The sequence below is a fragment of the Palleniella intestinalis genome (genome assembly GCF_013166595.1).
Taxonomy (GTDB): domain Bacteria; phylum Bacteroidota; class Bacteroidia; order Bacteroidales; family Bacteroidaceae; genus Prevotella; species Prevotella intestinalis.
The window spans coordinates 143,974-167,839 of the sequence record NZ_JABKKG010000001.1; the positions used below are offsets into that span (position 1 = coordinate 143,974).

Sequence of the window (23,866 nt, forward strand, 5' to 3'; positions counted from 1 at the left end):
TTGGCATAGAATACTATTCCACAAACATTATAAAAACACAGATTGGTATGACAAGAGAAGAGTTAGTATCCCAAATATCAAAGAAGAAAAGTTTCCTTTGTGTGGGACTTGATGTTGACTTGAACAAGATTCCGGAACATCTTCTGAATGAGGAAGATCCGATATTCACATTCAACAAAGCCATAATCGATGCAACAGCACCCTACTGCGTTGCCTACAAGCCAAACCTTGCGTTTTACGAGGCATTTGGCGTAAAGGGAATTATGGCATTTGAGAAAACTGTGAAATACTTGAAAGAGAACTATCCTGAGCAGTTCATCATTGCGGATGCCAAACGTGGCGACATTGGCAACACATCCAAGATGTACGCTCGGACATTCTTCGGAGAATATGATGTCGATGCACTTACAGTCGCTCCGTATATGGGCGAAGACTCTGTAACACCGTTTCTTGAAGGTTACGACGGCAAATGGGTGATTCTGCTTGCCTTGACTTCCAACAAAGGCTCTTTTGACTTCCAGCTGACAGAAGATGTAGACGGAGAGAGACTGTTTGAGAAAGTCATCAAGAAGTCTCAGCAATGGGGAAATGACGAGAACATGATGTACGTTGTTGGTGCGACACGTGGTGAGATGTTCAAGGACATCCGTAAGGTCGCTCCTAACTCATTCCTCCTTGTTCCCGGTGTCGGAGCGCAAGGCGGCTCGCTTGAGGAGGTTTGCAAATATGGCATGACAAAGGACTGCGGACTTCTTGTCAACTCTTCACGCGGAATCATCTATGCTTCCAATGGCACAGACTTTGCCGAGGTCGCAGGACAGAAGGCAAAGGAACTGCAGGCTGAAATGGCGGCGTTGCTGTAAGCATAACGGTTGACAGACAACAGATGAAAATAATCAACGACCCTGTCCATGGATTCATAAAGATACCAAAAGGACTGCTACTGCAAATAGTCCAACATCCGTTGATGCAACGACTTACGCGCATCAGGCAGTTAGGGATGTCGAACTTTGTGTACCCCGGGGCACAACATACAAGATTCCAGCACTCGATAGGTGCATACCACCTGACGAGTGAGGCTGTCCATGCTCTTACACAAAAAGGGATATTTATCTTTGATTCAGAAGCAGAGGCCGTTGAAGCAGCAATCCTGATGCACGACATCGGGCATGGTCCGTTCTCCCATGTGTTGGAAAATACGTTGATTTCAGGAATATGCCATGAAGATATTTCTTTGAAGATGATGGAGCAAATCAATCATGACCTTGGCGGTCAGCTGAACCTTGCTCTGTCAATCTTCAAGAACGAGTACCATAAGCATTTCCTGCACCAGCTTATATCATCGCAGTTGGACATGGATCGCCTTGACTATCTTAGCCGTGACTCTTTTTTCACCGGTGTGCAGGAAGGAGTTGTCGGTGGCGCAAGAATCCTGAATATGCTTAATGTCGTTGACGACGAGCTTGTCATAGATGAAAAAGGAGTCTACTCCATTGAGAACTACCTGACATCACGCCGTTCCATGTATTGGCAGGTTTATCTGCACAAAACCGTTGTGGCATGCGAGAAAATGCTTGTTAATCTGTTACTGCGTGCAAAACATTTGGCAAATTCCGGAGTAAAGCTGTTCTGTTCGCCATATCTTGAATATTTCATATACAATGATTTGGACAGGGCGGTCTTTGACCATGACCCGCAAGCATTGGACAATTATGCAATGCTTGATGACAATGATATATGGTCTGCGATAAAAGTGTGGGCAAAACATGACGACAAGATACTCAGCATGCTGGCGAACGCTCTTGTCAACCGCAAGCAATTCAAGGTGGAGATTCATGACGCGCCTGTGGAAGATGAATGCATCGAGGAACTTCGGAACATGCTCGCGGAGTGTTGTGGCATCACATTCGATGACACAAAATATCTGTACAGCGTCGATACAATCAAGAAGGACATGTATGACATCCACGGAGAAAGCATCAGAGTGCTCATGAAGAACGGTTTCACACAGGACATTTGCAACACTTCCGACCTTCTGAATGCTGCATTGCTATGCCACAAGAAACCGAAATACTATCTGTCCTACCACCGGCTATAGTCCGGGGAGTTCGGGGCAAGAGGTCTTCCAAGCGATGGCTGCGCAGGTATAGTAATAATAGGAAGAGGGTGAAATCTGAGTGGATATATTTTTCCCTTGGCAGATTTTGACAGTGGGTTGTGACGAATTTCGAGTTGACTGCACGGCTCTGTCCAACACTCCCCTGATTCAGAAACAGTGATTCTTGTTGCGGTAAGAAACAAGATAAATGTAAAAACTTATTCCCAACTTGCGCAATTAGCATAGTAAAAACACGGAAAAAACTGTTATTTCTTTGTAGATACAAAAACTTTTTGTATTTTTGCAAAAAATATAAATGTAATTATGGAATTCACCGCAAAACAAATAGCAGAGTTTGTTCAGGGACATGTAGAAGGTGACGAAAACACCGCTGTACATACATTTGCCAAAATCGAAGAGGGCAAACAAGGAGCTATTTCATTTCTGTCAAATTCAAAATATGTACACTATATATATGAGACCGAAGCGTCAATAGTACTTGTTGACGAAAGTCTGAAGCTTGATAAGGAAGTAAAAGGCACACTGATTCGTGTCAAGAGCGCTTATGAGGCTGTCGCCAAGCTGCTTCAGCTTTATGAGTCCATGAAGCCTAAAAAGAAAGGCATCAGCTCACTTGCTTTCATTGCCCCCACAGCCAAGGTTGGAGAAGACTGCTATATCGGGCCTTTCGTGGCTATCGGGCCAAACGCAACAGTAGGCGACGGTTGCGTCTTGCATCCACATGTGACAATTGGTGAAGGCGCTGTTATTGGCGAGGATACAGAAATCTACAGCAATGCCGTGGTTTATCACGGATGCAAGGTAGGCAAACGTTGCATCCTCCATGCCGGTTGCGTCATTGGTGCTGACGGATTTGGCTTTGCTCCGTCAGAGAATGGGTACGACAAGATTCCGCAAATCGGCATAGTGACCATTGAAGATGATGTTGAGATTGGCGCAAACACTTGCATCGACCGTTCGACCATGGGTTCGACATTCGTGCGTAAAGGCGTGAAACTTGACAACCTAGTGCAGATTGCCCACAACACGGACATCGGTGCAAACACCGTAATGTCAAGCCAAGTCGGTGTTGCCGGTTCAACAAAAGTCGGTGAATGGTGCATGTTCGGCGGACAGGTCGGTGTTTCAGGTCATATCTCCATTGGCAACAAAGTCATGCTTGGAGCACAATCTGGCGTTCCCGGCTCCATTAAGGACAACCAGCAGCTTATCGGCACGCCTCCTATGGAAATGAAGCCTTATTTCCGTTCTCAGGCAATCTTCAGAAGACTTCCTGACATGTACAAAGAATTGAACGAGTTAAGAAAAGAAGTTGAGGCACTCAAATCTAAATAAGCAATGTCTAAACAGAAAACACTAAAAGGAAGTTTCTCCCTTTGTGGAAAAGGACTTCATACAGGATTACACCTTACAGTAACCTTTAATCCTGCCGCAGAAAATACCGGCTATAAAATCCAACGCATTGATATAGAAGGCGAACCTATCATAGAGGCTGTCGCTGAGCGTGTCGTTGACACCCAGCGTGGCACTGTGGTTGGAAAGGGCGATATTTGCGTTTCTACAATAGAACATGGTCTTTCTGCACTCTATGCACTCGGCATAGACAACTGCCTGATTCAAGTCAACGGACCGGAATTCCCTATTTTGGATGGTTCTGCAGCTCCTTATGTCGAAAAAATAAACGCAGTAGGCATAGAAGAGCAGAATGCGCCGAAGGATTACTATATCATACGCAAGAAAATAGAAGTAAAGGATGAAGAGACAGGCTCGTGCATAACTATCTTCCCTGACGAGGAGTTCTCCATCACTGCCATGTGTTCTTTTGACTCAAAGTTCATAAGCAGTCAATTCGCGACTCTTGACCACATGGACAATTATGTAGAGGAAATATCAAAAGCACGCACATTCGTTTTTGTGCGTGACATATTCCCGCTGCTGCAAGCTGGTCTCATCAAAGGTGGCGACATGGACAATGCCATCATAATCTATGAGCGTGAACAGTCACAAGAGCAGGTCGACACGCTTTGCAACACATTGGGAGTGCCACGCATTGACGCAACAAAGCTTGGCTACATCCAGCACCGCCCTCTTGTATGGGACAACGAATGCACTCGTCACAAGCTTCTTGATATCATAGGTGACATGGCACTCATCGGCAAGCATATCAAGGGAAGAATTGTGGCGACACGCCCGGGACATACAATCAACAACAAGTTTGCGCGCTTGATTCGCAAGGAAATAAAGAAACATGAGATTCAGGCACCAATATATGACCCGACGGCAGAGCCGGTGATGGATGTCAACCGCATCCGTGAACTCCTGCCACACCGTTATCCGATGCAGTTGGTCGACAAAGTTATTGAGCTTGGCCCTAATTCTATTGTTGGTCTGAAGAACATAACCACTGACGAGCCATTCTTCACAGGGCATTTCCCTAACGAGCCTGTAATGCCGGGAGTGCTGCAGATAGAGGCGATGGCACAGTGCGGAGGACTGCTTATTCTCAACACACTTGAGAATCCGGAAAGCTGGTCAACATATTTCTTGGCTATAACGGATGTGAAATTCAAGAAAAAAGTTGTTCCCGGGGACACTTTGCTGTTCAGAGTGGAGCTCTTAGGGCCGGTGCGTCATGGAATAGCGACAATGAAAGGCTACATGTTCGTTGGCGACAAGGTGGTCAGTGAGGCAACATTCACTGCGCAAATAATAAAAAACAAATAGTATATGGCAAACCAAATCAGTCCCATGGCTTATGTTCATCCGGATGCAAAGCTGGGTGATAACAATATTATCGGTCCTTTCTGCTACATTGACGCTGATGTTGTCATTGGTGACAATAATAAAATGCAGAATTCCGTAACCTTGAACCAAGGTACAAGAATGGGGTCAAACAATGAGATATTCCCTGGTGCGAGCATCTCTACAAAACCTCAGGATCTCAAATATAGAGGCGAGGCTACAATCTGTGAGATTGGTGACAACAATTCCATTCGTGAGTGTGTGACCATATCACGTGGTACGGCAAGCAAGGGAACGACAAAAGTCGGTTCCAACAACTTGCTTATGGAAAACATGCACATTGCGCATGATTGTTTCATAGGAAATTATTGTATTATCGGCAATTCAACAAAATTTGCCGGTGAGGTTGTTGTTGATGACTTTGCGATAATCTCTGCAGAATGCTTGTTCCACCAATTCACGCATATTGGAGGTTATGTCATGATTCAAGGCGGCAGCCGCACCAGTCAGGACATTCCACCTTATGTTGTTGCGGGCAAAGAGCCAATCCGTTTTGCAGGACTCAATCTTGTAGGTCTGCGTCGTCGTGGTTTCTCCGCCGAGACAATAACCGCTATACGTGAAGCGTACAATAAGATTTATGCGAAAGGCATTCTGAAAGAAGGAATCCAGGAAGTCAAGGACACAATGGAAGTTACCAAGGAAATACAATATATCATTGATTTCATTGAGACTGCCCAGCGTGGCATACTAAGATAATGCAAACACTTGTTGTCATACTCGGACCAACAGGTGTAGGCAAGACAGATTTGTGTATAAATATTGCAAAGCACCTTGGCTGTGAGATAATAAACTGTGATTCACGGCAGTTCTTCCGTGAAATACCAATAGGCACTGCCGCACCTACTGCTGAACAGCAGCAGCAGGTGCGGCATTATTTTGTTGGCAATCTGTCTGTCGATGACTACTATTCCGCTTCGGAATACGAACAGGATGTGCTGCATTTCCTTGAAAAGCAAGATAAGGATGCGACTTTCCTGCTTACAGGCGGTTCCATGATGTACCTTGATGCAGTATGCAACGGCATAGACGAAATGCCGACCATTGACGAGTCAATTCGCACCAAACTGAAGAACCGATTAGAGAAAGAAGGCCTTGAACCTCTTGTAGCAGAACTTAAAGCACTGGACCCAACGCACTGGAACATAGTGGATAAAAAGAATCCGCGGCGCATACTCCATGCACTTGAGGTTTGTCTTCAGACAGGTCAGCCCTACTCTTCTTTCATGGCAAAAGAGAGACCAAAGCGACCGTTCAAAGTCATCAAAATCGGTCTCACACGACCACGTGAGGAACTCTTTGCCCGTATCAATGAGCGAGTGGTTCAAATGATTCAAATGGGTTTGGAAGAAGAGGCACGCAGCGTTTACCACAAGCGTGGGCTCAATTCATTGAACACTGTTGGATATAAGGAGATGTTCTCCTATTTTGATGGGGAAATAACAAAAGAAGAAGCTATACGCAAGATACAGTCAAATTCCCGTCATTACATGAAGAAACAGGAAACATGGTTCAAGAGGGACAAGGATATAAAATGGTTTAACCCAAAGGAATATAAAGAAATCATAAATTATATAGACATCTCTCTTAAGTAAAGATAAAAATGCGTAACTTTGCATTCTAACGTGAAACGTACAAATATCATGAAGAAAACAAAGCGTTATATCGGGAAAGTCAAAAAATGGTCTAAGCAGTTCTGGGCTTGGTATAAAAATCTTTACAAAGGCAAACCATGGTACAAAAAGACTGCTGCAGGCATAGTCTCCATGTTCGTGCTCTTATTTGTCTATCTTGGAGCCGTGGACTTGAACTTTTTATGGCTGTTTGGAAAGTCCCCTGGCTTTTTTGACATCATGCACCCAAAAACAAACGAGGCTTCGGTAATCTACTCTGCCGATGGTGTGCAGATTGGCAAATATTTCAATGAAAACAGAACACCGGTTGAATACAAAGACGTCAACCCGCAGTTTTGGCGCGCTCTCATAGATACAGAAGATGAGCGTTTCTATAAGCATGCCGGTATTGACCCTATCGGTCTCTTTGGCGCAGCGAAGGACGCTGTGACAGGACGTGGAGGAAGAGGAGCGTCAACAATAACGCAGCAGCTCGCGAAAAACCTTTTCCGCGTGCGCACAAACTATTCGACAGGACTTTTCGGTCGCATTCCCGGCATTAAGATACTCATAATGAAGTCTAAAGAGTGGATTCTTGCCATAAAACTTGAAATGTGCTACTCAAAAGAGGAAATCATCACCATGTATGCCAATACAGTGGATTTTGGCAGCAACGCTTTTGGCATAAAGACTGCTTCAAAAACATACTTCAATACGACTCCGGACAAACTTAAGACCGAAGAGGCAGCCGTGCTCGTGGGAATGCTGAAAGCAACCACATTCTACAACCCGCTTGTAAACCCTGAAAACTCAAAAAACAGGCGCAACCAAGTGCTGGAGAACATGGTTGCTCATAACGATTTGTCACGTACAGCGTGTGATACTCTGAAAGCTAAGGACATTACGCTTAATTACAGTGTTGAGAAGAATTATGACGGCAAGGCACAATATTTCCGTAATGCTGTTGCTGACTATCTGAAGGACTGGTGCAAGGACGAAGGTTATGACCTTTACAGTGATGGCCTGAAAATCTATACTACCATAGACACCCGCATGCAGAAATATGCCGAACAGGCCGCCATAAAGCAGATGAAGCAAGTTCAGCAAAACTTCAACAACCATTGGGGGCTGCGCCGCACGCAAGACAATTTCATGCCGGGACAGAAGCCGTGGCAGGATGAGAAGCATCAGGAAATAGAGGGATTCATTGAAGGAATCGCACAAAAACAGCCTTGCTACAAGGCGTTGGTTGCCAAATATGGTGAGAACTCCGATTCTGTAAACTATTATCTTAACAAGCCACACACTGTAAAGCTCTTCGATTATGAGAAAGGTGAGATAGAGAGAACTATGTCGACTATGGACTCTATCCGCTATATGGTAAGCTACATGCACTGCGCATTCATCGCCATGGAGCCAAACACAGGACATGTGAAGGCTTGGGTTGGCGATATCGATTTTGACCATTGGAAATACGATAAGGTAACAGCCATGCGTCAGCCGGGTTCCACATTCAAGCTGTTTGTATATACAGAAGCCATGAATCAGGGACTAACGCCGTGCGACAAGCGCCGTGATGAATATTTCTCAATGCAAGTATATGACGAGCGTCAGAAGAAGGAGGTGACATGGGCGCCGACAAATGCCAACGGATATTTCACCAACGACTCCATGGCGCTGAAATCAGCATTTGCAAGGAGTATCAACTCTGTAGCTGTCCGTCTCGGTCAGGAGATGGGAATAAAGAATATCGCACGCACGGCACATGACATGGGCATCAAGTCCCCACTTGACGAAACCCCTTCTCTCCCACTCGGCTCCAGTGACGTGAATCTGCTTGAACTTGCGGACGCATACTGCACTGTGGCTAACAATGGCATGCAGCATGAGCCTGTCCTTGTGACACGTATACTTGACCATGACGGCAAGGAAATTTATGTTGGACCGACAGAGGAGACTCAGGTAATACCATACAAGTCTGCATTCCTCATGCAGCAGCTCCTGCAGGGAGGCATGCGCGAACCGGGAGGAACAAGTCAGGCACTTTGGGGATATGTCGGAGAATTCCGTGATACAGAGTTTGGAGGAAAGACAGGAACATCAAACAATCATTCCGATGCATGGTTCGTTGGAATCTCCCCTAAACTTGTTGTCGGAGCATGGGTTGGCGGTGAGTATCGGTGCATCCATTTCCGCACGGGCGCTCTTGGCCAAGGTTCTCGCACAGCTTTGCCTATCTGCGGATATTTCCTGCAATCAGTACTTAACGATCCGAACTTCAAGCACTATCGTGCAAAGTTTGATATACCGAAAGATCCGGACATAGAGCGTGGTATGTATATCTGTGACAGCTATTATGAGCACAAAAAAGACACATTCGATGTTGACAGCCTTGATTTCGAGGATTACATGGTTGAAATAGATGACAACGGAAATCCGATAGCTCCAACGGCACAACCTGCTCCAGAGCCTGCTCAGACCAATGAGCAGCAGATTATGCTTGAAGACCTTTGATGTTCTATGCACGATGCCCCCTGATTAACGCATAGAATATCATGGAATAACATCGCACATATCAAAAGGTGGCTTTTTATATGGTGAAAGGTCACCTTTTGCAACCCCAAGTGTTACCTTTAACCCTGTAAAGTGTTACTTTTTTATGTTGCGATGTTATATAGCTGATTTTAAGTAAATTACCTGTTGGAATCTATAGACTGAAAGTGCAAAGATATGTCAGAAGAATTGGATTTTTCAAACAAGCAATTCAAGGATGCGCTTAACATAATTGAGCGCACCCGGAACTCCCTTTTCTTCACAGGAAAGGCAGGAACCGGCAAATCCACATTCCTCCGACATATAGACGCGACAACAAAGAAGAAGCATATAATCCTTGCGCCGACAGGCATTGCTGCTATAAATGTTGGCGGGCAGACACTGCATTCGTTTTTCAAGATACCGTTTCATCCTTTGCTGCCAACCGATGTTCAGTATAATGCCAGGAACATTCGTGGCACATTGAAGTATAGCGCGGAAAAGATAAAGCTTATACGCGAACTTGAACTAATCATTATCGATGAGATTTCCATGGTGCGCGCAGACATCATCGATTTCATCGACAAGGTGCTCAGGGTGTACTCGCAGAACATGAGACAGCCTTTCGGAGGAAAGCAACTGCTGCTTGTTGGTGACATTTACCAGCTTGAACCGGTCCTGAAGGATGACGACAGAAAACTCCTTCAGCCATTCTACACTTCAGGATATTTTTTTGCTGCACACGTGTGGCGGCAAATGCAGCTTGTAAGCATAGAACTGAAAAAGGTGTACAGACAGTCTGACAGGGAATTCATTAATATCCTTGACCGCATACGCGAATCTGCTGTTTTGGAAGCGGACATAAAGGCCATAAACAGCAGAGTCGCCCCTGTGCCTGCGAAACAACAAAACGCAGACGACTCAATAGCCATAACGCTCTCTACACGGCGTGATACGGTGGACTATATAAACCATAAGGAGCTGAATGAACTTGAAGGTGAAGTCTCTGTCTACAAGGGACATATCACTGGCGATTTCCCGGAATCCATGCTCCCTACCCTTATGGAGCTGGAGCTGAAGCCGGGTGCGCAAATCATCTTCATTAAGAATGACCAGAACAAACGGTGGGTGAATGGCACGTTAGGAATTATCACAGGAATGGATGAAGGCGAAGGAAAACTATATGTACATACGGAAGCCGGTGAGGATTTCGATGTGGAGCAAGCCCAGTGGTCCAATGTCCGTTACACTTTCAATGAGAAAGAAAAGAAAGTCGAAGAGGAGGAACTTGGCACCTTCACCCAATATCCACTCCGCCTTGCCTGGGCTATTACAGTCCATAAGTCACAAGGTCTGACATTCAATAATGTCAATATCGACCTGACAGGAGGCGCTTTCGCAGGCGGACAGACTTATGTTGCCTTGTCACGTTGCCGCTCGCTGGAAGGCATTACGCTGAAAGAGCCTCTCCGCAAGAAAGACATTTTTGTGCGTGAGGAAGTAAAGCTTTTCGCCAGACAATACAATGACCAAAGGGCGATAGACAGTGCATTGCGACAGTCCCAAGCTGACATTGAGTATGCAGAAGCCATCGACTGTTTTGACAAAGGCGACTTTCAAAGTACTCTTGACCATTTCTTCGTTGCCATACACCAACGTTATGACATTGAAAAGCCGGCGGCACGCCGCCTGATAAGGAAGAAACTGTCGAAGATTACTTTGCTTGAGCAGGAAATAAGCCGCCTCAATGAAGAAATCAGCAGGCTAAAGGAGGAACGGGAAAAGCATGACGAATTTCTCAAGGAACTTGCCGTTGAATATGTCATTATGGGCAAGGAATGTGAAAAAGAGCATCTTCCCACTGCCGCAATCTCCAATTATGAGAAGGCACTACGGCTTTGCCCAACATATAATGACGCGAACAAACGGCTGAAGAAACTGAAATCACAACAAAAGAACCAATAGATTCACACTTTATGAAAACAATTTTTATATCACTTTTGGCAGATGAGTCAATGCACCAAGTATTGAAAGCGAAATTCATAGAGGGCAACCCTCTGTTCATGTCTTTTGTGGCTATCGCCCTCATCATAGGATTGACATTCTGTATAGAACGTATTGTGTACCTTGCTCTTGCGGACATAAATACAAAGAAGTTCCTTTCAAAACTCGAAGAACTGTACAAAGGAGATAGTAAAGAGGCAGCATTGGATTTCTGTCGTAATACTCGCGGACCTGTGGCAAGCATTTGCTTTCAGGGCTTGTTGCATTCTGAGGACACAGCAGATGACATAGAGCGCACTGTCGCATCTTATGCAGATTTGGAAGTGGCAAAGCTCGAAAAAGGATGCTCATGGATTACATTGTTCATTGCTATTGCGCCATCTCTCGGATTTCTTGGCACTGTAATCGGTATGGTTATGTCATTCGATGACATCGAAGTGGCAGGTGACATTTCTCCTACAATTGTTGCAGGAGGTATGAAGGTGGCATTGATAACAACTATCTTCGGTATTATCTCCGCCGTGGTGCTGCAGATATTCTATAACTATATACTCTCACGTATAGAACATCTGACATCGCAAATGGAGATGGCCGCCATTGAGCTGATAGAGATTCTCAGAAAACAGTAGCCCACAAAAATAAGAAATACCTTATTAAATATGATAGAACTAATCATAATCTTGATGTATCTTGCCATAGCCACGATACTATGCGTGACAATATGGTCTGTATGCCGGGAACTCAGAATTGCAGGAAAGACATCCGGAGTATCCAATGGTATAAAGAAACGCAAGATACGCATTACAGTAAGAGTTGGCATGTTGCTGATACTCATTCTGTCATTTGTATTTGCAGACACTACTCCTGTAAAAACAAATTTCGTTTTATATAATGACATATTTTGGCTGAGAGCATCCAATATGCTTGTGTTTACAGGATGTATGGCAGTATTGTTCGCTACATGCGCTACCATTTATTGCTTTCTCTTAAACATTAAGGCGAATGATAAGATTATCAAATAGGATACGCAAGCACCAAAAGCGCCGTGTACCGCAACTGAACACGACATCGACAGCGGACATTTCTTTCATGCTGCTCATATTCTTTCTCGTAACCACCTCAATGGATTCGGACAAAGGATTGCGCCAGCAGCTGCCTCCAAAGAATGAGGACAAAGAAGTTATAGCAACTGATGTTGATGTCAATACCGTAATGGCTGTTGGCATAACAGCGGAAAACAGGTACACATACAGCCTGCCAGGACAAGCCGAGCCAACACCATGCACTGATGCGGAACTGCGTAAACAGTTGGCAATCTTTATCCCGCAACTTGGAGACAAACATATCATAGAGATACAGGCAAGTCGCACTGCATCGTATGACAGATATTTCCATTTGCAGAATATCTTGACACGCGTCTACCGTGATGACCTGAAACTAAAGTACAAACAACGAATAAGTGAAACCTATGTTCCGTAAAAGAGTCAGAAAGACACCGACACTGAACACATCCGCTTTGCCAGACCTTATATTTACAATCCTCTTCTTTTTCATGATAGTCACTCACATGAGGCAGACTGACGTAAAGGTTAGACTTGATTCACCGGAAGGCACTCAGTTGCAAAAACTTCAGAAGAAGTATGCCACGGCATACATTTATATAGGTAAGGACAAGAATGATGATGTAAAAGTGCAGTTCAATAATGAAATCGTTGACTTCAACCAACTTACAGAATACGCCAGAAGGCAACGCGAAGCTTTGCCTATAGAAGAACAGCAGTATTTCACTGTTTCCATAAAAGCTGACAGAGACACTCCACTTGGTGTCCTTGCACAAGTGAAAAAGGCTTTGCGAGAAGCCCATGCGTTGAAAATCAACTATTCAGCCACAGAAATAACAGAACATCAACAAAAGAAAGAAAACAAGTAAACATAGACAATTATGCCAAAATACACTCTTGATGCCCTTGATAAGAAAATCATCCGAATGATTAGCAATGACGCACGTGTGCCATTTCTTGAAGTGGCACGTGCATGCAATGTCAGTGGTGCAGCAATACATCAACGCATCCAAAAGCTGCAGAGTCTTGGAATTGTAAAAGGCTCACAATTCATCATTGACCCAGAGAAGATAGGCTATGAGACTTGTGCCTATGTTGGATTGTATTTGAAGTACCCTGAGCGTTTTGATAATGTTGTGGAAGAGCTGAGGAAAATGCCGGAAGTTGTAGAATGCCATTATACAACCGGTGGTATGGATATGTTCATAAAACTATATGCGAAGAATAATCATCATTTGTTAAGTATCATACACGACAAGCTGCAACCACTCGGACTTTCACGTTCAGAGACAATAATATCGTTTAATGCTGCCATATCACGCCCACTGAATGTTGCTGATATCAATGATGAAGATTGAAACGCTATGTTCTTAAACACTGCAATTTTAGGAGCCAAATCCTGATATTGCATATAAAAAAAGTGTGAAACGGGGCATATTGTACGGAATTATTGTTAATATAAGCATGGCAAATATGCGTTTGTTGGGAAAATATCAGTAATTTTGCGCCCACAGAGTAATAGTAGAAAATAGTATTTCTGCTCAATAATGGCTCTGTTAAATAATTATTAGTATTAACCACACAAAAACAAAATGCGTATGAAAAAGTTAGCACTTCTCCTCATTTGTCTACTCTCTGTATGCACAATCTTTGCTTTTGCAGGCAATGACAAAGTCATAACCGTAAAACAGTTGCCTCATACCGCACAGGTCTTCCTGAAATCACATTTTAACACCAATAAAGTGGCAATTGTGAAAATGGAAAACAAAATCATTGCAAAGGATTATGAAGTGACATTTGTCAATGGCAATAAAATAGATTTTGACAGCAAGGGAAATTGGGAGGAGATAGACTGTAAGGCTACAGTTGTTCCAAATAAGGTTGTCCCTGCTAAAATATTGGGTTATGTAAAAGCCAACTATCCGCATGAGAAAATCGTGAAGATAGAACGAGACCGCAGAGGATATGAGGTAAAACTCTCCAACCGTATGGAACTTTCATTTAACACAAACTTTCAACTGACAGAAATTGACTGATAGGCAGAAAAGCCCACTATATAATAAAAAAGGCTATATGGAATGAAAGCAAACCATATAGTCTTTTTTGTTTTTGCCTTTGGTATACAAAGTGTGTGTTGTTTGCTTATTCTGATTTTGGCATTATTCCTGACAATATCTTCAATGCATCTCCAACAGTAGGAACATTGGAGATGACAATGCGTGGCGAACCGCTGACAGACTTAAATTGGCAACGGCGCGGGTTGGATGTGGCATATCCAATGATACTTCCAAATGCCTTGGTCTTATAATAAGGACTGCTTTGGTCACGAAGGAGATGCAACTGCATCAGTCCTTGCTTAAGCACAATCTTTTCACAACCAAGACGTTTGCCAAGCCTGCGCAGCATAACCACCGACATCAGCTCCTCACCTTCATGGGGAACAGGCCCAAATCTGTCTTCCAATCTTTTGCGATAGTCCTCCAAATCCTTGTCTGTCTCTATCTTGTCAAGTTCACGGTAAAGCAGCATGCGTTCGGCACTTCCCGGAACGTACATGTCCGGAAAATACATTTCCAAATCACTCTCCACACCGCAGTCATCGACAAAGTCCAAGTTTTCAATGCTACGCCCTTCGCTTTGAGCTTCAAGCAGTTGCTCTTCCTGAAGGTCTTGGAACTCTTCGTTCTTAAGTTCTTGCACAGCTTGTTTCAGTATTTTCTGGTAAGTCTCGTATCCAAGATCCTCCATGAATCCGCTTTGCTCCGCTCCAAGCAGATTTCCGGCTCCTCTCAAGTCGAGGTCTTGCATGGCAAGCGAGAAGCCGCTTCCCAAATCAGAGAAAGTCTCCAAAGCTTCCAAACGAGTCTTTGCGTCATGAGACAAATAAGACAGAGGTGGAGACAACAAGTAGCAGAATGCCTTTTTGTTGCCTCTGCCGACACGCCCACGCATCTGATGCAAGTCGCTAAGCCCGAACTTGTGCGCATCGTTTATTATTATCGTGTTAGCGTTCGGGACATCAATGCCATTCTCCACGATTGTTGTCGACAGCAGGACATCATAATCATAGTTCATGAATCCTATGATAATCTTTTCCAGTTCATCAGGATTCATTTGTCCATGACCTATGGCAACCCTGCAATCAGGAACATGTTTTTCTATAAGTCGCGCTATTTCAGCAAGGTTTGAAATGCGAGGGTTTACAAAAAACACTTGCCCGTTGCGTGACATCTCAAACTCAATTGCATCGGTTATGATTTCGTGCCCATAAGACCCCAGCTCCGTATGTATAGGATGACGGTTTGGCGGAGGCGTGCGCATGATGCTCATGTCTCTCGCTCCCATCAGCGAGAACTGAAGAGTACGTGGGATAGGCGTGGCAGACATCGTCAGCGTATCAATGTTTGTCTTCGCCTGACGAAGCTTTTCCTTTGTCGAAACACCGAATTTCTGCTCCTCGTCTATTATCAACAGTCCAAGGTCTTTCCATTTCACCGACTTTCCTATGAGTTTGTGAGTGCCGACAAGTATGTCGATTTTACCTTCTGCAAGGTCTTTCAGCACCTTCGTGGTTTGTTTGGCAGTTCGTGCACGTGACAGGTAATCCACTCTTACAGGCAGTCCGTCAAGGCGTTTTGCAAATGTCTTATAATGCTGGAACGCAAGCACAGTAGTTGGCACTAACACAGCAACTTGCTTGCTGTCGCACGCTGCCTTGAATGCAGCGCGTATTGCCACCTCTGTTTTCCCAAAGCCTACATCTCCGCAGACAAGCCTGTCCATAGGACGCGATGACTCCATGTCGTGCTTCACTTCTTGTGTCGCTTTCAGCTGGTCCGGTGTATCTTCGTACAAGAATGAGGCCTCAAGCTCGTTTTGCAAGTAGCAATCAGGAGAAAAAGCGAAGCCCTTTTCATGACGGCGCTTTGCGTACAGTTTTATAAGGTCGCGCGCAATGTCCTTGATTTTCTTTTTCGCACGCTCTTTCAGGCGTTCCCATGCTCCGGTGCCAAGATGTGACAAACGTGGCGGCTCGCCGGTTGTGCTGCTGCGGTATTTGCTTATTTTGTAAAGAGAATGTATCGACACATCCACTTTGTCATTATTCTGATAGACAATACGGATGACCTCCTGATATGAATTCCCTACAGGCACACGTACCAAACCTGCAAATTTTCCTATACCGAAATCAACATGAACGATGAAATCTCCGGGCTCCAACTCTTGCAACTCCTTCATCGTAAGAGCCATTTTGCCATGCCGCGCATTGTCGGACTTCAGGTTGTATTTATGGAATCTGTCGAAAATCTGATGGTCGGTGAAAAGACATAGCTTCAAGTCGTTATCGACAAATCCTTCATGTAAAGTAAAGCCTATGCTTTGGAATTCTATCTTACAAGTATTCACACTGTTATCGTCTGTAGCAGAAAGTATCTCATTAAGCCTCTCTACCTGCTTTTCGCTGTCAGCGAGCACACCAATCCTGTATCCGGCATTGACATGTTGACGAAGTGTCTCACGCAACAAATCAAAATTCTTGTGAAAAAGAGGCTGTGGTACGATGTGAAAACGCATCCTCGCATCATATTTCCTGCAACCCTGCATCTGAGAGCCATACTCCACAATCTTCATTCTCGCAAACTCTTCCTGCATGACTTTTTGGGTGCATAGCTGAGAGTCACGGCGCATCTCCTTTATTATCTGCGCCTGTTCCATCTCAGTAGCATTGGCAAGACGCTCCTCAAGTGCTTGTTTCGAGAAACCTTCTTCATAAATCTGCCCCACCCTTTCGAGGACAAAAGCAGCATCCCTTGTTATCAGCGGAACACTGTCCGGGAAAAAAGATGTCAATGGGCGTTTCTCTGTTTCCACCACCGACAGTTGTGGCACGATGACAACTTGCTCCATTCTGTCCTTTGACAACTGAGTTTCAACCTCAAAAGTTCGTATTGTATCAATCTCATCGTCAAAGAAATCTATCCTTATGGGAAATTCGGAAGAGAATGAATAAACATCAAGGATAGAGCCTCTGACAGCAAATTGTCCGGGCTCATACACATAGTCCACCTGCATAAAACCAAGTTCGCGAAGCTGATGCTCGACATCAATGATGTCAATCCGTTGCTCACGTGCCAATGGCAGTTTGCGCGTATCGACATCATGCTTGGAGACAACAAGCTCCGCCAATGCCTCCGGATGTGTCACAACCAGCAGGCGTCCGCCGCCAATGCGTCTCCCCAAATTCTGACTCTCTGACAGCTTTGCCAACACTTCCGTACGCAAAATCTCATTTGCAGGGTCATGCTGACCATATTTTACGGCACGCTTGTAGGATGAAGGGAAAAAGAACACCTCACTATCACCAACCAATCGGCACAAATCTGCATACAAATATCCTGCTTCGTCAGCATCATTAAGTACAAAAAGCATTGCACCGCCAAATGCAGCGTCTTTCCCTGACACATTCGCTGCATCGGCAAGCCTGCTGCTGACGGCTGACAGCAATAAGGGGACGGCTGAGCAGGACAGCCCTTCCAAAAAGACTGTATGTACAGACTTGTCTGCCAGTTCCTTGGCAAGAGCTCCGGCCTGTGCAGACTCCGCATAATGCGAAAGGATATTGTTTTCTTTCATCTCTTTTAATGATTCTTTTTACAACAGCAACCACAAGACACCGGATTGCCGGCGCCTTGTGTCAAAAATGATAGCCTGAAATGTTTCGTCTGCAAAATTACAACAATATTTTCTAATATGCAACATTTTTACACCGGAACTTGATAGCAATGCCGCCGAAGAAGGATTGACCAGCAAATGCCGCAGCTGCAAACCTATCAGCGACCCGCCGGCAAATCTGCCGGGGCTGCCAAGGAATACATATGGCCACATACTTGTTTCTCGTTGAATATCAATGAATTCCAAAAAGATATAAAACCTCTTTGCAAAGTGTTACCTTTCATGTGGTAAAGTGTTACCTTTCACCACCCTAAAGGTTACCTTTCACAATGCGAAACGTAACCTTTAGCATTTCTGTCCATAACCGCAATGGGTAGGAACGATGAAAGCTGCTTTGTAGCAACGTATTTTCTTGTGATTTTGAACGTAAGAAATGACATAATGCGCATTGATTCGTGAATAATTGTAACACACACGTGAATTTGTTTGATATATTTTGTCAATATCGTTTTTTTTCAGTACCTTTGCAGCCAAAAATATAAAGATTTCATGAAAAAGTCATGCCTCCTCATACTGTCCTTGCTTATGTGCTGCCATATCAGCACTTTCGCACAATCTGTGGAAGTTCCGAGGGATACATCATACACGATAGTTTCAACGTTTCTCCATAACAAGAAATATCATCCCAACATAGAGCTTGCGAAACAGGAGCTGCCTGAGAATGTTGTTGCTTACGAGAATGTTGTATATACAACACTGCATAACACGCCTTATGGTGAGCGGGAACTTCGCCTGAACATCTATCGTCCTAAGGACAAAAAGGTCTGCCCTGCCCTTATCATGGTGCATGGTGGAGGCTGGAACTCCGGTGACGAATCGTTGCAAGTCCCTATGGCAATGGCTATCGCTGCGCAAGGTTATGTCACGATTACTGTCGAATACCGCCTTCGTCCGGAAGCCACCTACCCTGCCGCCTTGCACGATTTGAAGACGGCTGTGCGTTGGGCTCGTGCCAATGCGGCACAGTATGGCATAGACAAAAAGCGGATTGCAATGTCCGGTTGCTCTGCCGGAGGACAGCTTGCCACACTTGTAGGCATGACCAACGGCTCGAAACGTCACGAAGGTAATGGAGAATGGGCGAAGCAGAGCAGCAAAATACAAGCTGTTGTCAGTATGGATGGCTGTTCAACATTCATATCGCAGAATAACATAGATGATACGAATGAGAAGGCGCGCAAATATAACAAAATGCCAATGACGGCTCAATGGCTTGGCGGATTGTATGAAGATGCCAAAGAAAACTGGACAGAGGCTTCGCCTGTGGCGTGGGTTTCAAGGCATTCTGCACCAGTCTGTTTCATAAACAGTCAGCTGCCACGTTATTCTGACGGCAAAGAGGAACTCATCAAAAAGCTGGATGCTTATGGCATTTACCATGAAAGTTACATGCATGATGCGCCACTGCACACATTTTGGTTCTTTCATCCTTGGTTTCAACCGACAGTCAATCACACTGTGAAATTCCTTGATAAAGTATTCAAAAGCACAGGAAAAAGGAAGCAAACTTGAGTTTGCAACTTAGGAAACAAAGCTCCACAACTCAATAATCTTGGGAACGCATAGCAATGAACAAATATATTGAAATAGCAAAAAAATCCGTTACAGGACTCAATAAATTTGAAGTTACACTCTTAATCACGATTCTTGCTCTCACGGCAATAGGCTTTTTGATTAAAGGGGAAGTGACAATCAACACCACTATTGCAGCCATTGCAGCCATATTGGGTGTGTTCTGTGTCGTACTTGGTGCAAAAGGCTCTATCGCAAATTGGATATTTGGCACGGTGGAAGCCTTCCTGCATATCTATATATGCTTCTTCACACATATATATGGTGATATGCTCCAGAGATTGGTGTACAACCTGCCAATGCAGTTTGTTGGCTGGAAGAAGTGGAAAAAACGCATGCGTGATGATGATTCGCAGACTATCCATACACGATACATGACATGGCAGCAGCGGTTTCTGACAGCCGTGGCAGTAGCAGCAGGCACTCTTGCCCTTGGAGTGTTCCTTATATATTTTGGTCCATGGATGATAGATACAATGCAAGCTATTTGGCCTGATATGCAGTTCAAGACCCTGAAGCTGGACTATGACCACCCAATGCAGCTGTGGCTTGACTCTTTCACAACGGTGATGTCAGTAATCACGATGTATGTCTCTGTCAAAGCGTTTGTGGAACAGTGGTATATGTGGCTTGCAATCAATGTCGCCTATATAGCAATGTGGCTGATGTCCGCTTCGGAATTTTCCTTTATGACTGTGGCGAAGTACAGTGTCTACCTTATCAACTCTTTCTACGGAATCTATATGTGGAATAAGTTGAGCAAAGACTGAACAACTAAATACATGCCTGACAAGGCAGCAAAAAAGACTTAAATACACTTTGAATCATGAAAAGTGACAGCATAATAATCATACCGACTTACAACGAGAAGGAGAACATCGAAAAGATAGTGCGTGCCGTGTTCGGGCTTGAGAAGGCTTTCAACATCCTCGTAATCGATGACGGCTCTCCTGACGGTACAGCGGATATAGTGAAACGACTAATGGAAAAGGAGTTTAAAGAACGCCTGTTCCTTATCGAACGTTCAGGCAAACTTGGGCTTGGAACAGCGTATATCACGGGATTCAAGTGGGCTCTCAAGGAAGGTTATGACTACATTTTTGAAATGGATGCAGACTTTTCACATGACCCCAACGACCTTCCACGCCTGTATTCCGCATGCGCTGACGAGGGAAACGATGTCGCTATCGGTTCGCGGTATGTCAGTGGTGTGAATGTTGTCAACTGGCCTATGGGGCGAGTGCTCATGTCATATTTCGCTTCAAAGTACGTAAAGGCTGTAACTGGTTTCAAGATTCACGACACTACTGCCGGATTCAAGTGCTACAAGCGCCGGGTCCTTGAGACCATAGAACTTGACAAGATAAAGTTCAAGGGATATGCTTTCCAAATTGAAATGAAATTTACCGCCTACAAGATTGGGTTTAAGATCAAGGAGGTTCCGGTCATTTTTGTCAACAGGCGCGAGGGCACCAGCAAAATGTCCGGCGGCATTTTTGGGGAAGCATTCTTCGGAGTGATGAGGCTAAGGCTTGACGGTTGGTTCAGAAAATATCCGAAAATCAAAGCTTAGATCTTCAATATCCGGAATAACACCTATGATGTTTCTTTCCGGTGTCTTCACAATAAGAACAGCAATACTTATATATTTGCATGAAAGTAGCTATAATAAAATATAATGCAGGAAACATTTATTCCGTTGTCAACGCTTTGCGCCGTATAGGCATAGAGCCGATACTCACTGACAATGCCGAGCAGATTCGTAATGCTGACAAGGTGATATTTCCGGGACAAGGTGAGGCAAAGTCTGCTATGGAATATCTGCGCGAGCGTGGCCTTGACAGCGTTATACGCTCATTGAAGCAACCGGTTCTCGGTATATGTGTGGGACAACAGCTTCTTTGCCGTCATTCGGAAGAAGGCGACACAGACTGCATCGGCATATTTCCAATGGAAGTGAAACGCTTCTGCCCTACTTGTCATGAGGAAAAAATTCCACAAATGGGTTGGAACAGCATTACGGACTTGAAGTCTCCGCTGTTTGACAATGTCATGGAAAACGATTATGTCTATTTTGTGCATAGCTATTATGTCCCTCTCCATAAGGACTATACTATCGCGACAGCTGACTTCACTCTGTCATATTCGGCTGCCATCCATACGGGAAATTTCTACGCTACTCAGTTTCATCCGGAAAAAAGCGGTGATGTCGGTTCCCGTATCTTAGAAAATTTCATAAAACTTTAACAGCGGAATGTCCGCAGACTGCATAATAATAATGATAGAACTCATACCGGCTATAGATATTATTGACGGCAAATGCGTCCGACTTACCAAAGGGGACTATGACCGCAAGAAGGTGTACAACGAAGACCCTGTTGCCGTTGCCGTTGAATTTGAGCGCCTTGGTTTCAAGCGTTTGCACGTTGTTGACCTTGACGGTGCAAAGTCACGTCACATTGTAAATGACGCAACACTTCGTGCAATAACTTCTGCTACAAGTCTGACCGTTGATTTCGGTGGAGGAATAAAGACGGATTCTGATATAGAAAAGGCATTTGAGGCAGGGGCAGCAATGGTTACACTCGGCAGTATTGCTGTGACTTCTCCTGAACTGTGCGTTCAATGGCTACAACAATATGGGGCGGAAAGAATCATACTTGGTGCTGATGTACGCAACGGAAAAATCAGTATCAATGGCTGGAAGGAAGATTCACAAGAAGACCTTCTCCCTTTTCTGCAGAAATATGTAGGTATGGGGGTGAAGAATGTGCTATGTACAGAAATAAGCAAAGATGGGACTTTGCAAGGTCCGGCGGTAGCATTGTACAAGCAAGTCATGCAAGAATTTCCGGACTTGCACTTGATAGCTTCTGGTGGAGTCTCTTCCAATGAAGACATTGAGGAACTTAACAACAGTGGTATCCCAGCTGTTGTTTTTGGCAAAGCGTTTTATGAGGGGCGCATAGATGTCACAAAGCTGATAATAAAATAACAAAACACCTTACCAAATGAGTCTGGCAAAAAGAATAATTCCCTGTCTCGATGTCAAGAATGGCGAGACTGTCAAAGGAACAAACTTCGTTAATCTGCGTTCTGCAGGAGACCCTGTGGAATTAGGCAAAATATATTCGGAGAATGGTGCTGATGAGCTTGTGTTTCTTGATATAACAGCATCCTTTGAGGAGAGAAAGACCTTTGTTGAAATGGTGAGCCGTGTTGCGCAGGAGGTGAATATACCGTTCACCGTAGGAGGTGGCATTAATCAATTAGAGGATGTCACCAATCTGCTGAATGCCGGTGCTGACAAAGTGAGCGTAAATAGTGCCGCCCTAAGACGCCCTGAGCTGATTTCGGAAATAACGTCATTGTATGGTTCCCAGGTCTGTGTATGCGCTATAGATGCGCGTATGGATGAAGATGGCTGGCATTGCTATTTGAATGGCGGGCGCATACGTACAGAACGAGGGCTTTTTGGATGGGCAAAAGAGGCGCAGGAGCGTGGTGCCGGTGAGATTCTGTTCACATCAATGAACCATGATGGAGTGAAAACTGGATATGCTAATGAAGCCTTGGCGCGTTTAGCTGACGAGTTATCCATCCCCGTAATAGCTTCAGGAGGTGCAGGAAAGATGGAACATTTCAAAGAGGCCTTTACCATTGGTAAGGCTGATGCTGCACTCGCAGCTTCTGTTTTCCATTTCGGGGAGATTTCCATTCCTGCATTGAAAAAATATTTGAATAATGAAGGCATAAATATGAGATTATGAATATAGATTTTGAAAAAGGCGGCGGACTTGTACCAGCTATCATCCAAGATGCAGAAACGAAAAATGTCCTGATGCTTGGATATATGAATGAGGAAGCTCTCAGGAAAACACTTGATACAAAGAAAGTGACATTCTGGAGTCGTGGCAGAAACTGCCTGTGGACGAAGGGCGAGACAAGCGGCAATTTCCTTGACCTCGTTGATATAAAGGTAGATTGCGACAATGACACTCTTCTTTTGAAGGTTCATCCGCATGGTCCGACTTGCCATACAGGCACTGATACATGTTGGGGCGAAGAAAACAAATAAAAGTCATTTACAAAGAAATATAGTCATGATAAACAACGATAAAAATCCACTCCTGTTTCTTTCTGAATTACAGGATTTCATAGAAAAGCGTCATCAGGAAATGCCTGAAGGTTCATATACGACATCCCTGTTCAAAGATGGTTTGAACCGTATGGCCCAGAAAGTAGGTGAAGAAGCTCTTGAACTTGTCATAGAGGCTACAAATGGCACAAATGACCGTCTGGTTTATGAAGGTTCAGACATGCTTTACCACCTTATTGTGCTTCTCACATCAAAAGGGTTGCGTATCGAAGACCTTGCAAAGGAGTTACAGGTGCGCCATGACCCTAACTGGCGGAAACATTAACAAAGG

Annotated in this window: 20 protein-coding genes and 1 pseudogene; 20 read left to right on the forward strand and 1 reads right to left on the reverse strand. The window is 44.5% G+C overall.

The genetic code is table 11. The features are described 5' to 3' along the window. The first annotated feature begins 47 nt into the window (after positions 1 to 47). From pyrF to HPS57_RS00735, 13 genes are all read left to right on the forward strand, one after another. Entirely contained in the window at positions 48 to 863 is an 816-nt protein-coding gene (gene pyrF, locus HPS57_RS00675; RefSeq protein WP_172179223.1) for an orotidine-5'-phosphate decarboxylase, read from the forward strand. Positions 864 to 886: 23 nt separating this feature from the next. After that, complete coding sequence (locus tag HPS57_RS00680; RefSeq protein WP_172179224.1) at positions 887 to 2,098, forward strand: HD domain-containing protein; 1,212 nt, start codon at positions 887 to 889, stop codon at positions 2,096 to 2,098. Between the two features lie 324 nt (positions 2,099 to 2,422). Then, positions 2,423 to 3,454, forward strand: coding sequence for a UDP-3-O-(3-hydroxymyristoyl)glucosamine N-acyltransferase (gene lpxD / locus HPS57_RS00685; protein WP_172179225.1), 1,032 nt, complete (start codon positions 2,423 to 2,425; stop codon positions 3,452 to 3,454). A 3-nt stretch (positions 3,455 to 3,457) separates the two neighbouring features. Then, the gene (locus HPS57_RS00690; RefSeq protein ID WP_172179226.1) at positions 3,458 to 4,843 is read left to right on the forward strand and encodes a bifunctional UDP-3-O-[3-hydroxymyristoyl] N-acetylglucosamine deacetylase/3-hydroxyacyl-ACP dehydratase; all 1,386 of its coding nucleotides are present in this window, start codon (positions 3,458 to 3,460) and stop codon (positions 4,841 to 4,843) included. Positions 4,844 to 4,846: 3 nt separating this feature from the next. Beyond that, positions 4,847 to 5,620, forward strand: coding sequence for an acyl-ACP--UDP-N-acetylglucosamine O-acyltransferase (lpxA, locus tag HPS57_RS00695; protein ID WP_172179227.1), 774 nt, complete (start codon positions 4,847 to 4,849; stop codon positions 5,618 to 5,620). Then, entirely contained in the window at positions 5,620 to 6,516 is an 897-nt protein-coding gene (miaA, locus tag HPS57_RS00700; protein WP_172179228.1) for a tRNA (adenosine(37)-N6)-dimethylallyltransferase MiaA, read from the forward strand. Before lpxA ends, miaA begins: the two co-directional genes overlap by 1 nt. Positions 6,517 to 6,564: 48 nt before the next feature. Beyond that, entirely contained in the window at positions 6,565 to 9,048 is a 2,484-nt protein-coding gene (locus tag HPS57_RS00705) for a transglycosylase domain-containing protein (RefSeq protein WP_172179229.1), read from the forward strand. 216 nt (positions 9,049 to 9,264) lie between these two features. After that, the gene (locus HPS57_RS00710; RefSeq protein WP_172179230.1) at positions 9,265 to 11,031 is read left to right on the forward strand and encodes an ATP-dependent DNA helicase; all 1,767 of its coding nucleotides are present in this window, start codon (positions 9,265 to 9,267) and stop codon (positions 11,029 to 11,031) included. Between the two features lie 11 nt (positions 11,032 to 11,042). Continuing rightward, positions 11,043 to 11,699 carry a MotA/TolQ/ExbB proton channel family protein gene (locus tag HPS57_RS00715; protein WP_172179231.1) on the forward strand — a complete coding sequence of 219 codons (657 nt, stop codon included), beginning with the start codon at positions 11,043 to 11,045 and terminating at the stop codon, positions 11,697 to 11,699. A gap of 373 nt (positions 11,700 to 12,072) precedes the next feature. Beyond that, positions 12,073 to 12,549, forward strand: coding sequence for an ExbD/TolR family protein (locus HPS57_RS00720; protein ID WP_172179232.1), 477 nt, complete (start codon positions 12,073 to 12,075; stop codon positions 12,547 to 12,549). Beyond that, positions 12,539 to 13,000, forward strand: coding sequence for an ExbD/TolR family protein (locus tag HPS57_RS00725; protein WP_172179233.1), 462 nt, complete (start codon positions 12,539 to 12,541; stop codon positions 12,998 to 13,000). Before HPS57_RS00720 ends, HPS57_RS00725 begins: the two co-directional genes overlap by 11 nt. A 12-nt stretch (positions 13,001 to 13,012) precedes the next feature. Beyond that, positions 13,013 to 13,489 (forward strand): Lrp/AsnC family transcriptional regulator, encoded by a 477-nt coding sequence (locus HPS57_RS00730; RefSeq protein ID WP_135938751.1) that lies wholly within the window; start codon positions 13,013 to 13,015, stop codon positions 13,487 to 13,489. Between the two features lie 240 nt (positions 13,490 to 13,729). Next, positions 13,730 to 14,167, forward strand: a complete 438-nt coding sequence (locus tag HPS57_RS00735) for a PepSY-like domain-containing protein (RefSeq protein ID WP_172179234.1) — start codon at positions 13,730 to 13,732, stop codon at positions 14,165 to 14,167. A 106-nt stretch (positions 14,168 to 14,273) separates the two neighbouring features. On the opposite strand, the gene mfd is transcribed toward HPS57_RS00735, so the two are convergent. Further along, positions 14,274 to 17,765, reverse strand: a complete 3,492-nt coding sequence (gene mfd / locus HPS57_RS00740) for a transcription-repair coupling factor (protein ID WP_172179235.1) — start codon at positions 17,763 to 17,765, stop codon at positions 14,274 to 14,276. A gap of 588 nt (positions 17,766 to 18,353) precedes the next feature. Between mfd and HPS57_RS00745 the strand changes: the two genes are divergently transcribed. The 7 genes and pseudogenes from HPS57_RS00745 (at position 18,354) to hisIE (ending at position 23,860) form a co-directional block, all read left to right on the forward strand. After that, a complete protein-coding gene (locus HPS57_RS00745) occupies positions 18,354 to 19,376 on the forward strand; it encodes an alpha/beta hydrolase (RefSeq protein WP_172179236.1) in 1,023 nt (340 codons plus the stop codon). Positions 19,377 to 19,432: 56 nt separating this feature from the next. Continuing rightward, a complete protein-coding gene (gene pnuC / locus HPS57_RS00750) occupies positions 19,433 to 20,206 on the forward strand; it encodes a nicotinamide riboside transporter PnuC (protein ID WP_172179237.1) in 774 nt (257 codons plus the stop codon). 53 nt (positions 20,207 to 20,259) lie between these two features. After that, complete coding sequence (locus HPS57_RS00755) at positions 20,260 to 21,009, forward strand: polyprenol monophosphomannose synthase (RefSeq protein ID WP_172179829.1); 750 nt, start codon at positions 20,260 to 20,262, stop codon at positions 21,007 to 21,009. 80 nt (positions 21,010 to 21,089) lie between these two features. Then, complete coding sequence (gene hisH, locus HPS57_RS00760; protein ID WP_172179238.1) at positions 21,090 to 21,683, forward strand: imidazole glycerol phosphate synthase subunit HisH; 594 nt, start codon at positions 21,090 to 21,092, stop codon at positions 21,681 to 21,683. A gap of 31 nt (positions 21,684 to 21,714) precedes the next feature. After that, positions 21,715 to 22,431, forward strand: coding sequence for a 1-(5-phosphoribosyl)-5-[(5-phosphoribosylamino)methylideneamino]imidazole-4-carboxamide isomerase (hisA, locus tag HPS57_RS00765; RefSeq protein WP_172179239.1), 717 nt, complete (start codon positions 21,715 to 21,717; stop codon positions 22,429 to 22,431). Between the two features lie 16 nt (positions 22,432 to 22,447). Then, positions 22,448 to 23,206, forward strand: a complete 759-nt coding sequence (gene hisF, locus HPS57_RS00770; protein ID WP_172179240.1) for an imidazole glycerol phosphate synthase subunit HisF — start codon at positions 22,448 to 22,450, stop codon at positions 23,204 to 23,206. Next, a pseudogene (gene hisIE / locus HPS57_RS00775) lies at positions 23,203 to 23,860 on the forward strand (bifunctional phosphoribosyl-AMP cyclohydrolase/phosphoribosyl-ATP diphosphatase HisIE). Before hisF ends, hisIE begins: the two are co-directional and overlap by 4 nt. Positions 23,861 to 23,866: the final 6 nt, after the last annotated feature.